The sequence below is a fragment of the Flavobacterium sp. 103 genome (assembly GCF_003096795.1).
GTDB lineage: Bacteria > Bacteroidota > Bacteroidia > Flavobacteriales > Flavobacteriaceae > Flavobacterium.
Map to the genome: position 1 here is coordinate 1,710,570 of NZ_QENX01000001.1, position 16,181 is coordinate 1,726,750.

The window sequence follows — 16,181 nt, forward strand, 5'->3', positions numbered from 1 at the left end:
CTTCGTAAACACCAGTAATACTGACGTTTCAAGAAAAATGTCAATACAAAATAAATTAAGTGTTTTTTATACACTTATTAAATAATTATATATATATTTGTACATATTAAAAAAGATTTGTGATGAAAAATTATGTAATAGGATTAGATTACGGCTCAGATTCTGTTCGTGCAGTATTGATAGACACTGAAAATGGACAGGAATTAGCGTCAAGCGTTTGTGATTACAAGCGATGGAAAAATAAAGAATATTGTAATGCCTCAATAAATCAGTTTCGCCAACATCCTTTGGATCATATCGAAGGGTTGGAAACTACCATAAAATATGTAGTTGCAAATAGCAAAGTGGATTCCTCCTTAATTCGAAGCATTTGCATTGACACTACAGGATCTTCACCAGTGCCGGTTGCCGAAGATGGAACTCCATTGGCACTGACCAAAGGTTTTGAACATAATCCAAATGCCATGATGGTTTTATGGAAAGACCACACAGCTATAAATGAAGCGAACGAAATCAATGAATTGGCTGCCAACTGGGGAGGAGAAAATTTCACCAAATACGTAGGTGGTATTTATTCATCCGAATGGTTTTGGGCGAAAATATTACATGTTGCCCGACAAGACGAAGCCGTAAAAAAAGCCGCTCACACTTGGATGGAACACTGCGACTTAATGACGTATTTGTTGATTGACAATAAAGACTTAAAATCATTTAAAAGAAGCCGTTGCGCCGCGGGTCACAAAGCGATGTGGCACGAAGACTGGAACGGCTTGCCTCCTACAGAATTTTTAGAAAAATTGGATCCTTATTTGGCATCGCTTCGCGGAAGATTATATGATGAAACTTATACTTCTGATTTGGTTGCAGGTCATTTAAACCAAGAATGGGCCACCAAATTGGGACTTTCAACCGATACCATTATTGCAGTGGGTACATTCGATGCTCATTCAGGAGCTGTGGGAGCCAAAATAGACGAACACACTTTAGTACGTGTAATGGGAACCTCAACTTGTGATATTATTGTTGATACTAAAGAATCTATTGGAACAAAAACCGTTCGTGGAATTTGCGGACAAGTCGATGGTTCTGTAATTCCAGGTTTCATTGGTCTTGAAGCGGGACAATCTGCTTTTGGTGATTTATTAGCTTGGTACAAAGAATTATTGCTATGGCCAACCGAAAATTTATTGGCTACCTCTACCCTTTTGACCAACGAACAAAAAGAACAATTGAAAGGGGAGATCAGCGACAATCTAATCATACAATTAACTGCCGAGGCAGAAAAAATTCCTTTATCCGAAAGTGTTCCTGTAGCATTGGACTGGATTAACGGAAGAAGAACTCCTGATGCGAATCAAGAACTTAAAAGCGCCATTGCAAATTTATCTTTGGGAACAAAAGCACCGCATGTATTCAAATCATTAGTAAATGCGATTTGTTTTGGTTCTAAAAAAATTGTAGATCGTTTTGAAGAAGAAGGTGTTCGAATTGACACTGTAATTGGCATTGGTGGTGTGGCTCGTAAGTCACCATTCATCATGCAAACTTTGGCCAATGTATTGAACAAACCTATCAAAGTAGCTTTATCAGATCAGGCACCTGCATTGGGAGCCGCAATTTATGCTGCCGTTGCTGCTGGAATTTATCCAAACGTAATTGAAGCTGCTCAAAAAATGGGAAGCCCTTTTGAAAGCGAATATGCTCCACAACTCGACAAAGTAGCCGCTTATAACAAGTTGCTTTTGGCGTACGACCAATTAAGTGCTTATGCAGATCCATCCATTAAAAAACAACAACATGAGCTCTATTTATAAAGACTTAAAGCAAGAATGCTACGAAGCGAATATGCAATTGAACGCATTGAATTTGGTGGTTTACACTTTTGGAAACGTTAGTGCTGTCGATCGCAAAAATGGTGTTTTTGCCATTAAACCAAGCGGTGTTCCTTACGAAGATTTAAAACCAGAAGACATTGTTATTGTCGATTTTGACAACAACATTATCGAAGGCAGTATGCGTCCATCTTCGGATACCAAAACACATGCTTATTTATATAAAAACTGGCCGAACATTGGCGGCGTAGCACATACTCATGCTACTTATTCCGTAGCTTGGGCACAATCACAACAAGACATTCCAATTTTTGGAACCACTCATGCCGATCACTTAACTTCTGATATTCCTTGTGCAGCGCCAATGGCCGATTCACTTATCGAAGGAAACTATGAACACAATACCGGAATTCAAATCTTGGATTGTTTCAAAGAAAAAAACCTTTCGTACGAAGAAACAGAAATGGTACTGATCGGTAATCACGGACCTTTTGCATGGGGGAAAAATGCAGCCAAAGCCGTATATAACTCAAAAGTTCTGGAAGTCGTAGCCGAAATGGCATATCTAACTTTGCAAATAAATCCAAATGCGCCACGATTGAAGGATTCTTTAATCAAAAAGCATTACGAACGCAAACACGGAAAAGATTCCTATTACGGACAATAACCGTTTATTCGGTGAATCGGTAAATCGTTTAATCGATTAGACCGTTCTACGATTAAACAATTAAACAAATAAACGATTAAACGATATAAAAAATGATAGATATCTCTCAAAAAGAAATTTGGTTTGTAGTAGGAAGCCAAGAATTATACGGTGAAGAAACATTAAGAAAAGTAGCCGAACATTCTCAAATTATCGCAAAAGGATTGGATGCATCCTCAAAATTACCAGTGAAATTGGTATACAAAGATGTAGTAAAATCACCTTCGCAAATCTTGAATGTATGTTTGGAAGCGAATTCAAACAAAAACTGTATTGGTATCATAGCCTGGATGCACACATTCTCACCAGCCAAAATGTGGATTGGGGGACTAAGCATTTTGAATAAACCATTATGTCACTTACATACACAATTCAACGCAGAAATTCCTTGGGCTAGTATTGACATGGACTTCATGAACCTAAACCAATCGGCTCACGGGGACAGAGAATTTGGTTTTATCATGTCCAGAATGCGCAAAAAACGCAAAGTGATTGTTGGTCACTGGGAAGACGAACGCGTTCAAACCAAAATAGGAAACTGGACAAGAGTTGCACTAGGTTGGAACGAACTTCAAAACCTAAAAGTAGCTCGTATTGGTGATAACATGCGTGAAGTTGCCGTTACCGAAGGAGATAAAGTAGAAGCTCAAATTCGTTTTGGAATGTCTGTCAATGGATATGACTCATCGGATGTGACCAAACATATTGAAAAAGTAACTGACAAACAATTAGCTGATTTATTAGCTGTTTATGAGGCTTCTTATAACTTGACTCCATCACTTTTAGAAGGAGGAGCGCAAAGACAATCTTTGGCGGATGCCGCAAAAATCGAATTGGGATTGAGAGCTTTCTTGGAAGAAGGAGGTTTTGGAGCTTTTACGGATACTTTTGAGAACTTGGGAGTTTGGAAACAACTACCTGGAATTGCAACCCAACGTTTAATGGCTGACGGTTACGGTTTTGGTGGTGAAGGAGACTGGAAAACTGCCGCAATGGTTAGAGCATTGAAAGTAATGAACGTGGGACTTGAAGGAGGAACTTCGTTCATGGAAGATTACACTTACCACTTTACGCCTCAAAAATCATATGTTTTAGGATCTCATATGTTGGAAATTTGTCCGTCTATCGCTGATGGAAAACCAAATTGCGAAGTGCACCCATTAGGAATTGGAGGAAAAGAAGATCCAGCTCGTTTGGTATTTAATTCTCCTGCTGGTGATGCAATCAACGTATCGTTAGTAGATATGGGAACTCGTTTCAGATTAATCGTAAACGAAGTGACTGCTGTGAAACCAATGGCTGATTTACCAAAACTTCCAGTAGCTCGCGTATTGTGGGACTGCAAACCAAACCTTGATATTGCAGCAACGGCTTGGATTCTTGCGGGAGGTGCTCACCATACAGTTTACAGCCAAGCGGTAACTACTGAATTTATGGAAGATTTTGCCGATATTGCAGGAATCGAATTACTTGTAATCGATGCAAATACCACTATCCGTAATTTCAAAGATACTATCAATGCTAATGAAGCGTATTTTCATTTGTTTCAACACGGTCTATAATAATTTAAGTCTAAATAATAGAGTCTTAAAGTCGGGAGAAATAGAATTAAATTTTTATACTTTTGGCTTTAAGGCTTTAGCCTTTTAAATAACTAAAAAACCAAAAAAATAAAATATGAATCTAGTAAAACGTTGTATTTATGGAATTTCCATTTTAAGTTTAGCAAGTATGAATGTACAGTGTAAAGGAGAGAAAAAAACAGAGGCAGGAGAAGAAACTGCTCTAGAAGCCAATGCTACAGATTCTGTATCTATAGCAAAATCAGTATATGGCAAAACAGACAAAGGAGTCCAAATAGACCAATATACACTGAAAAACCATAACGGAATGGAAGTTGACATTATCACTTTCGGGGGTAGAATATCTACTCTAAAAGTGCCTAATAAAGCGGGTAAATCAGAAGAAGTGGTAATTGGTTTTAATTCATTGGAACAATACATGAAAGACAATCCGTTTTTTGGAGCCCTTATCGGAAGATACGGAAACCGAATTGCCAAAGGTAAATTCACTTTGGACGGAAAAGAATATTCTTTGGCCATCAACAATGCTCCAAATGCGTTGCACGGAGGACCACAAGGTTTCCACAATGTGGTTTGGACTGCTGAAGAAGCCAAAGGCGGAGACTCTGCTTCATTAAAATTGAAGTACGTAAGCAAAGACATGGAAGAAGGATACCCTGGAAACTTAACGGTTTACGTAACCTACACTTTGAACAAAGACAACGCATTGGACGTTTTGTATGAAGCGACTACCGACAAGAAAACAGTGGTAAACTTAACGCAACACGCCTATTTCAATCTGTCAGGTGATTTCTCCAAACCTATTTTGGACCACGAAATTATGATTGATGCAGACAAATTGGTTCCTGTAGATGCAACGCTTATTCCGACAGGCCAATTAACGGATGTTACCAATACTCCATTTGATTTCAGAAAACCAAAATTGGTTGGGGCAGCAATCGAAGCTAAGGATGAACAGTTAAAAAGAGGATTGGGTTACGACCACTGCTGGGTGTTAAACAACCAAGACAAAGGAGAGCGTTTGGTGGCTTCAGCTTATCATGCAGGAAGCGGAAGACTGTTGGAAGTATATAGCGACCAACCTGGAATCCAATTCTACTCTGGTAACTTCCTAGACGGAACTTTACCTATGAAAAACGGCGGAACATACGCACACAGAACTGGTTTTTGCCTAGAAACACAACATTATCCAGATTCACCAAATCAAAAAGACTTTCCTACGACTGTCTTAAGTCCGGGAGAAAACTATAAAACAAAAACTACTTTTAAATTTTCGGTTAAGTAATTTAAAATACTAGAAATCATATAATTTGGTTATTTGTTGGATATCTAGTTTAAAGACTGACACTTGTTGGTTTTAAGTTCCTCGGGAGGTCATACTTCCGAGATTTTTTTGTTTATAAAGTAAAACAGGCTCGAAAAATTTCTAAGATATTCACAGAAAAAGTCGGGAGACTTTTATTAGATTTATTCCCTTAAAGAACATTTAAAAAAAGCTACAAAGTCTGGAGACTTTGCTCAGCTGAGTTTTATTTTTGACTTTACGCCTTTTCGGGATTAATAATTAGCAACATATAAAATCATAACTTCGCCATAGCAAACAAAACAAAAAATGAAACATCTCTTCAAAGCAGAAGCAAAATGGACTTCAAATCAAGAAGATTCAACAAAGCGATTTTACAGTAAAAGTCACAAGATTTTAATTGAAGGAAAACCGGTCTTAAATGTTTCGGCTGCGAAAGCTTTCAAAGGCGATCCGGAATTATACAATCCGGAAGACTTGCTTTTAAGTAGTTTAGTTTCCTGTCACATGATGTCCTATTTATATGTCTGCTCCCAAAATGGAATAGAAGTTTTGGAGTATTCAGACAATGCCGAAGCAACGCTTGAGGTTTCTCCTGACGGAAGCGGGCGTTTTATTGAGGTAAAGTTAAATCCGAAAGTAACAATTGCCAATCCAGATAAAATTCAAATAGCTTTGGATTTACATCAAAAAGCAAATCAATTATGTTTTATTGCTAATTCTTGCAATTTTCCTGTTTTTCATAATGCAACTTGTGAAGTAAAATAAATAAGCCCTATAAGTTTACTAACATGAACTTATAGGGCTTATATGGTTATAAAAAACTATATCTTCACAACAAAACCTCCATTGGGTTTCATTATAACCTTCAGTTTTTTGCTTTTTGATATTGGAAGCTGTTGGAATCCTTTCTCGTTTTCCAAAATAACATAACCGGAGTCATTGGTTACAAACGACAAGTCAATTTCTATTTCTTTGACTTTATTTTCTCCATTAATTCCAACAATGTGCCAAACGTTGTCTTTTTTTCTGGCCATAACAATATACTTTCCTGGGTAGCCGTCTATAAATTTCGAATCATCCCAGTTCGTTGGAATGTCTTTTAGATAATCAACCACATATTTTGGCATTTTGGCCATTCCAACAGGAGTTTCTGCAATGTGTTGAATCCCGGACAAAAATAAAACAGGTAAAGCCAATTCAAAAGCTGGTGTCGTTTTACGCTTGATATTCGGAATAGAATCCAATACCATCGGCGTGAAATCCATTGGATCAAAAACATTTCTGGCAAAAGGAAGCATCGAACAATGGATAGGTTGCAAATCGGCTATATCTTGAAAAAAAGTAATATATTCTTGTCCTTTCACAGCCTCGGTGGTCAGTAAATTGGGAAAAGTGCGTTGTAAACCTCTTGGCAAAGTAGCCCCGTGAAAATTGACCAACAATTGATGTTCTGCAGCATCTTTCAACATCGCATGATAATACGCAATCATCGACTGACCGTCACCACCAAAAAAATCAACTTTGACTCCCGCAATTCCCATTTCTTGTAATCTTGAGAATTCTTTATCTCTATCGGAGTGGGTTAGCAATTTACTTTTCGGATGGTAATCTGTACTATTCCATGACCCTGACGAATTATACCAAACTAATAACTTTACGTTTTTTGTTGCGGCATGAGCCACCAATTCTTTCATTTTGGCATCGCCAATTCGGGTGTCCCAATCAGCATCAATCAAGCAATACGGCCAATTCATGCTGGATGCATAATCGATAAACTGCAAGGTAGTTTCAAAATTAACGGATTCATCTTTCAGTAAAACCCAACTCCAAGAAGACAATCCACTTTTGATAAAAGAAGTATCCATTGGAACAGCAGGATCGGCCAAGTCGGTTCCTAGCGTACTTTCAGTAATGGCTTTCAATGAACCAATCGTTATGATTCTCCAAGGCGTGTACCAAGGCAACTGTGATTCTGGATTAAGAGCTCCGTTTGGAAAAACCTCCTCTTTTTGCGGAAAAGTTACCTGTAATGCTTTTGAGACATCATTATAAACCAATCGGCTACCACAATAATTGTCTTGTAAACCTGTTTCGGTAATCAAAACCCAAGCATCATTGGCATTGAACAAAGCAGGATACACCCATCCTTCACCAATTACAGGTTTTGTATTTACAGGAACACCCATAGAATAATGCTCTTCGTAGGACGGATTGGTTTCTTTCCATCCCGTTTTGGCTTTAGACATTGGCTGTAACCATGCTTTTGCGGAAGCATCAAAATTATAGGTGGTTTTCTCTTCCGTAATTTTCTTGATATCATTCGAAGTTTTAGGAAAATGGTAGCGCAACCCGATTCCGTCATGAGAAAGCTGAAAAATAATTTCCATCGCTTCTCCGGTACTGCTTTGCAAACTGACCGTATATTGATTGGCAGTATACCTGATGTTTTTCCTTTTCCCTTGCAGCATCGAATAATTTGAAGTTACGGCTTTGGCGTCAGAAACTTTTACAATCTTCATATCACTATAAAAATTAGCATCTTCCCGAACAATTCCAAGCTCTGAAGTATTAATTATCAACTTATTTTTGAAGAAAACTTTGTAATAAGGTGTTTTCTTTGGAGTCAGGTTAAATTCAACTTTTATCGTTTTATCGTTATTGACAAACGAATAATCGGTAGTTGTTTTGGCAAATGATGTTAGCGAAACGGCTAACAGAATTATGCAGTATATTTTTCTCATATTTATAAGTGTTTATTTTACACTTACAAGTTTACGACAAAAAATTGATTAAAATCATATTCAAATTAAATTATTATTTTCAAGTGTAAATTTTTAAAATATAATTTATATCTTACATTTTTTTCATCTACAAACCTTTTTTGATTTCATACAATAAACTATAAGATTATTAGAAACATTCCATAAAAAAATCATAAACTTAATTTTATTTGGTAACGAATTAATTACATTTGCAAAATAGTAGCATCAATGAGGACAATATTTAAAACGCGTGAATTTTTAGAATTTTTAAACAATTCAGAAACCAATGTGAAGGACAAAATAGATTACCTATTGGAGATAATAATAAAACAGCCCGTAATTAATATTAAAATAGCCAAGAAATTAATCAACACCGATTTTTATGAAGTGCGAATACAGATCAATAATGAGTATCGAATTATTGTCTTTACGATAGACCACGACAATATAAACCAAAGCAGAAATATAATATTTCTAAATGGATTCATGAAAAAATCGACCAAAGATTACGACAAACAAATAAAAACAGCAATCAAAATTTTAGAAAAATGGCAAGACCAAAACTTGATTTAGAAAAGTTAAAAAGTGAGTTACCTACTGCCAATGACTATTTAGACGACAAATACGGCAAACAAGGCACGCCCGAGAGAGATGAATTTTCAAAAAAAGCATTGTCTTTTTATTATGGTGAATTGATAAAAGAAAAACGCAAAGAAAAACATCTAACTCAACAGCAATTAGCTGACCAAATAGGCAAAGAACGCGCCTACATTGCCAAAATTGAACAAGGCAAAACCGATTTACAAATTTCCAATTTTGTGCAAATAATCAATGCGTTGGGATTGACATTGCAAGTGAAGTGAAGCAAAAAACCCATAAAACCAATAAAACCTCTTCTTTCGAAGAGGTTTTATTGGTTTAAGGTTGAATTGTCAAATTTATTTGTTGAAAATTTAAATCCGTTTTAAAAGCTGAATACTTATTTATCTAAGTTTAAATATTATCAGAAATTAAAATTTCAAAACCCATTTCATTCATTCTTTTTCACCACTTCTCGAATTTGAGTGTATTTTAAATTGTAATATAAAGACTGTTATAATTAAAATTAAGCGCTTTTTAACGTCATAAATTGTCTTTTATCTTCAAATGGCATCATTTTTGTTTCTCGCTTGAAAAATCAAATTATGAAAAAATTTACATTGGTAATTATAACTATTATGTTATTAATGCCTAAACAATCTGATGCACAAAATACAGGTGCTGCTGTTGCTGCTGCCGGCGCAGCTGCATTAGTTATTGGCGCTGCAATTATGGCTCATGACAATATGGAAGAAAGAGCAGAATTAACCGCAACTCAATGGATTATAGCCAATCATCCTGAACTAAAGAGCTTTTCTTTAAAAACTCTAGATTTTGATGGCAAAAAAGCAAAAGACATGTCTTCAGTCTCTGTTATTACTTTCAAAATCCAAGAATTTAATCCATCAGACAATCCAGTTCTTGACGGTAAAAAACAAGTATTATTCTGTTTTACAAGCAATGGTTGGATTAATGATCAAGGAATTGATTTTAGTAGAGTGCAATGGTTTTTGATAGATAGCGATGAATGGATAAATATGATGGTAGCCTATTCAAAAGTTTCTTCCAGTGAAAAAAACGAAACGGTTATCAGAGAAAAATTAACTAATGGAACATTAGTTAATAAAGGAATAAAAGTAAAAGGTAAAACTGAAATTCCATTTTTTAAGATAGAAGGTGATATGTATCTAGTTACCGATTATTCAGATGAAATGAAATTAATTTATAATGAAAAATCGCTATGCTTTTTTTTAAAAAAGACTGGAAATTTAGTGCAGATGGGGAGAGATGATGTAATTAAAACTCATGAATTCTATTTTGCAAAATAACAACTTTTAACGCATTTTGAAATGAGTTAAGGTAATACGAATACACATTATTAAAAATGGAATCATGAAAAAATCAATAATTATAGTTGCTTTTTTGTTTAGCTTCATTACTAACGGTCAAACAGCAGAGGAATATTACAAAAACGGATATTCAAAACATTCTTCAGAAGATTACGATGGAGCAATAATTGATTACACAAAGGCAATTAAACTAAATCCTAATTATACAATTGCATATTTCAACAGGGCTATTGCAAAAGAAGAATTAGAAGACTACAATGGTGGAATAAACGATTTTAACAAAATAATTGAACTTGACCCTAATGATTATGCTGCTTATGGTTTAAGAGGACGTTTAAAAATAAAATTAGAGGATTTTCAAGGTGCAATAGCAGATTGTAACAAATCAATAGAAATTTACATTGGCTTTAGTGAATCTTATTATATCAGAGGGAAAGCAAAGTTTTCATTAAAAAATAACAGAGAGGCTATAGAAGATTATAACAAAGCAATAGAGCTCTTTCCTAAATTCACAATGGCTTATTTAGATCGAGGCAATGCTAAGTGTAATTATGGAGATATAAAAGGTGCGATTTTAGATTATGACCAAACAATTAAGCTTAGTCCACAAAATGCTAGAGCGTATAGCAACAGAGGAGCGATGAAACTTTCCCTAAAAGATTATGAAGGTTCATTTACAGACTATTCAAAGGCCGTCGAATTAGATCCAAAAAATAAAGATGCAAAAGCAGGATTTAAACTTGCTACATTATTATTAAAAAGTAAATATGAGAAAGAGTCTGATTCGCCTGATGAAAATAAAAAACAGAATAAGATAAGGCACTATAACTCTGGAGTCGAAAAAACAAAATCACAAGACTACATAGGAGCAATTGCGGATTACACAAAAGCCATTGAACAAGACCCGAATTTTGGTATTGCTTATCAAGCTAGAGGACTGACAAAAATATATTTAGAAGATTATAGAGGAGTAATTTTAGATTATTCCATGGCAATTGAAATTGACCCAAATAATGCCGATCTCTATTACTTTAGAGCAGGAGCAAAAGACAGATTGGGTGATTATCATGGAGCAATATTAGATTATACAAGGGCAATTGAAATTAACCCAAATAATAGTGATTTATATTCAGACAGGGGAGATTCAAAATCAGATTTGAGTGATTTCCTTGGTGCAATTGAGGATTACAATAAAGCAATAAGTATTAATCCAAAAGATTCACGCGTCTATGCAGGGAGAGGTTTGGCAAAAATAGAATTAAATCAAAAAAATGATGGTTGTTTAGATCTTAGTAAAGCAGGAGAATTAGGATATAATGAAGCATATATTTTGATTAAAGATTTATGCAAATAACCCAAACTGAACCATTTCAATTAGAATAATATTTAATAATTCTAACTTATAATAAAACAATGAAAACATCGATCGTCCTTATTTTCATGATCATTTTACCAATAACATTTGGCTTTGAAACTTTGACAAATGATACAGTATATATCTGCAAAGGGCCTTATTCCAAAAAATATCATTATGATAAAAACTGCAGAGGATTGAGCAATTGTTCGACTGAAATATATAGTGTTTCAAAAAAGGAATCTCAAAATTCAGGAAGGACTTTATGTGGTTTGGAGGACTAAATTTAATTTTCGAAAAAAAAAACCATCAATACAATAATAATTGAGATTCCAGAGTTTTGAATCTTAACCACAAAAGATTATTCATTAAACCCAAAAAACAAAAGTATGCCTAACAAAACCACAATTATCGCTTTTGCATTGATCTCCACAATATTGTTCAGCTCTTGCGAAGGAAAGAAAAAACCAGAACCTCAAATTAGCGAAGCTTCAAGAACTGCAATAATAAAACCTCCAATTCCAAAGTTGGACATCGCCTATCAAAACTTTACAGTTGAACCTGATTCTGCAACCGTTTTAACAACTCCACGAGGCACTAAAATCAGAATACCTTCAAACGCATTTTTGGACAAAGATGGCAATATTGTCAAAGACAAAGTTGACATCACTTTTCGAGAATTCTACTCCCCGCTAGATTTTTATTTAGCAGGAATACCAATGACCTATGACGAAAACGGAATTGAAAAAGTATTTGAATCTGGCGGAATGGTCGAAATAAATGCTACATCCAATAAAAATGAAGTTTTTGTAAATCCGAAAAACAAGATAAAAGTAGATATGCTGAGTTGGACAAAATCTGAGGAATTCAATGCCTACGATTTAGATAAAATTAGCGGAAAGTGGATAGAGAAAGAAAAAGATTCTATAAGTCTTTCAGAAAAGGAAGAAGAATTAAAATCAACACCAACAATTCCACCTATGCCAAGAGTCTCTACTTCAAATTCTTTCAAAATAGAAGTTGATAAAGAATTACACCCAGAAATAGCAATCTATGAAAATGTATTATTTGAACCTGTTGATCCTTTAAAATGTTCAGTAGGAGATGCACAAGATTATAAAATAAACCCATTGAAAAACGGGATTTATGAAGTTATATCTATTTTAAAAATAGGAAACTATAAAGAAGAACATAAATGCGAATGTTATTTGGCATTTGAAAAAGGAAAAGATTATAATAAAGCATTAAAAATATATCAAAAGAAATATGCTTCATTAATAAAAAATCGAGAAGTAGAGTCAAAAATAATCCGGACATTAGAAATAAATAATTTTGGATTTGTAAACTGTGATCGCCCAATAAATTATCCTCAAGGAGGAGAATTTAATCCAATATTTGTTGATGAAAAAGGGAATTCATTACACCTGACCGGAATTGTTTTAGTAGAAAGTAATAATAATGCATTATTCCGATATACCTCAACCGTAAAATACAATCCGAGCAATAAAAACGTACTTTGGGGAATTACTAATAAAGGTAAGATTGCCTATATAAAAGATGATGATTTCAGCACCATTATTAACAAAAGTTCCGGACAAAAAATAAAAATGCACTTGATTGAAAAAACACCAGAAACGTATGAAGACCTTAAAAAGATATTATTTTAGGGGAATTAAAACCCCATAAAACCAAAAAAACCGCTTCTTTCGAAGCGGTTTTTGTACCCGGAGCCGGAGTCGAACCGGCACGGTTTCCCACAGGTGTTTGAGACCAGCGCGTCTACCAATTCCGCCATCCGGGCTTAGCTAGACATGGAATAATAAACAATCATTCCAAACGCAATAAAGAGACAATTAATATTAACAATTATCTTTTCCTTTAACACGGTGCAAATGTAAAAAATATTTTTAAACATTCTAATAAAAATACTTAAATTTTTCCTTTCAGAGTTGATTTTATTTTCTAAATTTGCACCTCGTTAAAAACGATACACACAACTAACTACACTCGAGGCATTTATATTCTTCTGGCTTTAAACAAATGATGAAGCCGAACTGTATGAAGCGCAGCGAAATAAAAACAACAAATTAAATGTCACACCTAGAACCAGAAGCTAAAATTTTTGCTTGTTCAAAAAGTGAATATCTTGCAGAGAAAATTGCAAAGGAATACGGAATCCCTATGGGGAAAGTTACCATGTCTACTTATAGTGATGGTGAATTTCAACCTTCTTACGAAGAATCAATCAGAGGGTTACGTGTTTTTATCGTTTGCTCAACCTTTCCAACTGCAGATAATTTAATGGAATTATTGTTGATGATTGACGCCGCAAAACGCGCATCAGCAAGACACATTACTGCTGTTATACCTTACTTCGGTTGGGCAAGACAAGACAGAAAAGACAAACCAAGAGTACCGATTGGAGCAAAACTAGTTGCAAAACTGTTAGAAACTGCCGGTGCAACCAGAATAATGACTATGGATTTGCATGCTGATCAAATACAAGGATTCTTCGAGAAACCAGTAGATCACCTTTTTGCATCCACTATCTTTTTACCATACGTAGAAAGCTTAGGCCTAGATAATTTAATGATTGCATCTCCAGATATGGGAGGATCGAAAAGAGCTTACGCTTATTCTAAATTCTTAAATTCTGAAGTAGTTATCTGTTACAAACAAAGAAAAGCGGCCAACGTTATCGAAACAATGGAGCTTATCGGAGAAGTAAAAGGCAAAAATGTAATCTTAGTCGATGACATGATTGACACAGGAGGAACTTTGGCGAAAGCTGCCGACTTAATGATCGAAAAAGGAGCCTTGAGCGTTAGAGCTATTTGTACGCACGCCATTTTATCAGGTGGTGCTTACGAAAAAATAGAAAATTCAAAATTGTTGGAACTAATCGTAACCGATTCTATTCCGTTAAAAAAACAATCTAACAAAATAAGAGTAGTGAGTTGTGCGCCTCTTTTTGCCGAAGTAATGCACATGGTGCACCACAACAATTCCATTAGCGGAAAATTCTTAATGTAAGAATTGATTATTAGATTGTTCGAACTGTCAAATAATCAAACAATAGAATAATCCATAAACAAGAGTTTAATTAATAACTATATAAATATTTACAATGAAATCGATTACAATTAAAGGATCAGAAAGAGAAAGCGTGGGCAAAGTAGCTACTAAAGCCTTACGTAATGCTGGATTGGTTCCTTGCGTATTATACGGAGGAAGTCAAGCAGTTCATTTTTCAGCGGAAGTTATAGCTTTCAAGAACTTGGTTTACACTCCAAACGCACACACAGTTGTGATTGAATTAGAAGGAGGAAAAACTTTCAACGCTGTTTTACAAGATATTCAGGTTCACCCGGTATCTGACAAAATTTTACATATTGACTTCTTTCAAATCTTTGATGACAAAGAAATCACTATCGAAGTTCCTGTAAAAATTGTTGGTAACTCTAAAGGAGTTATGGCAGGTGGAGATTTACGTTTGAACAACCGTAAATTAAAAGTTAAAGCTTTACCAAAAAATCTTCCAGATTTCGTTGAAGCTGATATTACACCTCTTGATATGGGTAACAAATTATACGTTACTAAAGTGCCAACACCAAACTTCAAAATCATGCACCCAGACAATACAGTAATTTGTCAAGTGAAGATCTCTCGTGCGGCTATGAAAGCAGCTCAAGAAGCAGCAAAAGCAGCAAAAGCTCCTGCAAAAAAGAAAAAATAATACTTTTTCAATCTATATCAAAAGCATCAGTTTCACAACTGGTGCTTTTTTTTTGAGTTGAAGCGAAAGATTGAGCACTTCAGGAAGCATGGATTCCCGCTGTCCTTCCAATCCTTTTGGGAACTTTGTCAAAGTTTTAAACTTTGACAAAGTTCCCAAAAGAATATTCCCTCCCATCGGGGCTAGTTAGGTTTTATGGTTTTGTTTTTGTGAATAATCTAAAAATCCAACAATCTTTTAGTCCAATAATCGAATAAAACCTATTTTTGCAGCATGATAAAATGGATACAAAACCTGTTTTCATCACCAAAAACAGAAGAGAACACAGATAATAGGAAACCGGAGGTTCACGAACACCAAAAAACAATAAAACCCGTGAGTAAGAAATTTTTAATCGTTGGCCTTGGCAACATTGGCTCCGAATACGTAAACACCCGACACAACATTGGCTTCAAAATTGTGGATTTCCTTGCAAAGAAAGAAGGAATCCCATTCGAAACCGTAAAACTGGGCGCACTCGCCGAATACAAATTCAAAGGAAGAACCTTTCTGCTTTTAAAACCAAATACCTACATGAATTTAAGCGGAAAGGCCGTAAAATATTGGATGGACAAGGAAAATATTCCGCTAGAAAATCTTTTTGTTATTACCGATGATTTAAACCTTTCTTTCGGAACCATTCGCATCCGCAAAAAAGGCAGCGACGGAGGTCACAACGGACTCAAGAACATCAATCTCGTTCTAAACACACAAGAATACACCCGCTTTAGATTTGGCATCAGTGATGAATTCAAAAAAGGGCAACAAGTTGACTACGTTTTAGGAGATTGGGACGATACCGAAAAAGCAAAACTTCCCGAAAGACTGGAACTCGCTTCCGAAATCATAAAATCTTTCGGAACGGCAGGATTGGAAAACACCATGACCACATTCAACGGAAAATAAATATAATAAAAAAGGGAGACATTTGAATG

16 protein-coding genes and 1 tRNA gene are annotated in these 16,181 nt (G+C 35.2%); 14 read left to right on the plus strand and 3 right to left on the minus strand.

Annotated elements, in window-relative coordinates:
- Positions 1-122 precede the first annotated feature (122 nt).
- From C8C85_RS06990 to C8C85_RS07010, 5 genes are all read left to right on the plus strand, one after another.
- Positions 123-1,814 carry a ribulokinase gene (locus C8C85_RS06990; protein WP_116796429.1) on the plus strand — a complete coding sequence of 564 codons (1,692 nt, stop codon included), beginning with the start codon at positions 123-125 and terminating at the stop codon, positions 1,812-1,814.
- Positions 1,798-2,499: an L-ribulose-5-phosphate 4-epimerase gene (locus C8C85_RS06995; protein ID WP_116798416.1), complete on the plus strand. Its 702-nt coding sequence runs from the start codon at positions 1,798-1,800 to the stop codon at positions 2,497-2,499. The genes C8C85_RS06990 and C8C85_RS06995 overlap by 17 nt, the downstream gene beginning before the upstream one ends.
- A gap of 92 nt (positions 2,500-2,591) precedes the next feature.
- Positions 2,592-4,100 (plus strand): L-arabinose isomerase, encoded by a 1,509-nt coding sequence (gene araA, locus C8C85_RS07000; RefSeq protein ID WP_116796430.1) that lies wholly within the window; start codon positions 2,592-2,594, stop codon positions 4,098-4,100.
- A 115-nt stretch (positions 4,101-4,215) separates the two neighbouring features.
- Positions 4,216-5,406 carry an aldose epimerase family protein gene (locus C8C85_RS07005; RefSeq protein WP_116796431.1) on the plus strand — a complete coding sequence of 397 codons (1,191 nt, stop codon included), beginning with the start codon at positions 4,216-4,218 and terminating at the stop codon, positions 5,404-5,406.
- A gap of 327 nt (positions 5,407-5,733) precedes the next feature.
- On the plus strand, positions 5,734-6,192 hold the full coding sequence (locus C8C85_RS07010; RefSeq protein ID WP_116796432.1) for an OsmC family protein: 459 nt from the start codon (positions 5,734-5,736) through the stop codon (positions 6,190-6,192).
- Between the two features lie 56 nt (positions 6,193-6,248).
- On the opposite strand, the gene C8C85_RS07015 is transcribed toward C8C85_RS07010, so the two are convergent.
- Entirely contained in the window at positions 6,249-8,168 is a 1,920-nt protein-coding gene (locus C8C85_RS07015) for a glycoside hydrolase family 97 protein (RefSeq protein ID WP_116796433.1), read from the minus strand.
- Positions 8,169-8,417: 249 nt separating this feature from the next.
- On the opposite strand from C8C85_RS07015, the gene C8C85_RS07020 reads away from it, so the two are divergent.
- The 6 genes from C8C85_RS07020 (at position 8,418) to C8C85_RS07045 (ending at position 13,138) form a co-directional block, all read left to right on the plus strand.
- Positions 8,418-8,762 (plus strand): type II toxin-antitoxin system RelE/ParE family toxin, encoded by a 345-nt coding sequence (locus C8C85_RS07020; protein ID WP_116796434.1) that lies wholly within the window; start codon positions 8,418-8,420, stop codon positions 8,760-8,762.
- Positions 8,738-9,052, plus strand: coding sequence for a helix-turn-helix domain-containing protein (locus C8C85_RS07025; RefSeq protein ID WP_116796435.1), 315 nt, complete (start codon positions 8,738-8,740; stop codon positions 9,050-9,052). The genes C8C85_RS07020 and C8C85_RS07025 overlap by 25 nt, the downstream gene beginning before the upstream one ends.
- 321 nt (positions 9,053-9,373) lie before the next feature.
- Complete coding sequence (locus tag C8C85_RS07030; RefSeq protein WP_116796436.1) at positions 9,374-10,096, plus strand: hypothetical protein; 723 nt, start codon at positions 9,374-9,376, stop codon at positions 10,094-10,096.
- 64 nt (positions 10,097-10,160) lie between these two features.
- Positions 10,161-11,471, plus strand: a complete 1,311-nt coding sequence (locus C8C85_RS07035; protein WP_116796437.1) for a tetratricopeptide repeat protein — start codon at positions 10,161-10,163, stop codon at positions 11,469-11,471.
- A 59-nt stretch (positions 11,472-11,530) separates the two neighbouring features.
- A complete protein-coding gene (locus C8C85_RS07040) occupies positions 11,531-11,755 on the plus strand; it encodes a hypothetical protein (RefSeq protein WP_243412085.1) in 225 nt (74 codons plus the stop codon).
- Positions 11,756-11,860: 105 nt separating this feature from the next.
- Positions 11,861-13,138 carry a hypothetical protein gene (locus C8C85_RS07045; protein WP_116796438.1) on the plus strand — a complete coding sequence of 426 codons (1,278 nt, stop codon included), beginning with the start codon at positions 11,861-11,863 and terminating at the stop codon, positions 13,136-13,138.
- Between the two features lie 54 nt (positions 13,139-13,192).
- Here C8C85_RS07045 and C8C85_RS07050 read toward each other — a convergent pair.
- Positions 13,193-13,272 (minus strand) — tRNA-Leu (locus C8C85_RS07050).
- Between the two features lie 290 nt (positions 13,273-13,562).
- Here C8C85_RS07050 and C8C85_RS07055 point away from each other — a divergent pair.
- Positions 13,563-14,504, plus strand: coding sequence for a ribose-phosphate pyrophosphokinase (locus C8C85_RS07055; RefSeq protein ID WP_116796439.1), 942 nt, complete (start codon positions 13,563-13,565; stop codon positions 14,502-14,504).
- Positions 14,505-14,598: 94 nt separating this feature from the next.
- Complete coding sequence (locus C8C85_RS07060) at positions 14,599-15,207, plus strand: 50S ribosomal protein L25/general stress protein Ctc (RefSeq protein ID WP_116796440.1); 609 nt, start codon at positions 14,599-14,601, stop codon at positions 15,205-15,207.
- A 12-nt stretch (positions 15,208-15,219) separates the two neighbouring features.
- On the opposite strand, the gene C8C85_RS18435 is transcribed toward C8C85_RS07060, so the two are convergent.
- Positions 15,220-15,384 carry a hypothetical protein gene (locus C8C85_RS18435; protein WP_165818104.1) on the minus strand — a complete coding sequence of 55 codons (165 nt, stop codon included), beginning with the start codon at positions 15,382-15,384 and terminating at the stop codon, positions 15,220-15,222.
- A 96-nt stretch (positions 15,385-15,480) separates the two neighbouring features.
- Between C8C85_RS18435 and pth the strand changes: the two genes are divergently transcribed.
- On the plus strand, positions 15,481-16,152 hold the full coding sequence (gene pth, locus C8C85_RS07065; RefSeq protein ID WP_116796441.1) for an aminoacyl-tRNA hydrolase: 672 nt from the start codon (positions 15,481-15,483) through the stop codon (positions 16,150-16,152).
- Positions 16,153-16,181 lie beyond the last annotated feature (29 nt).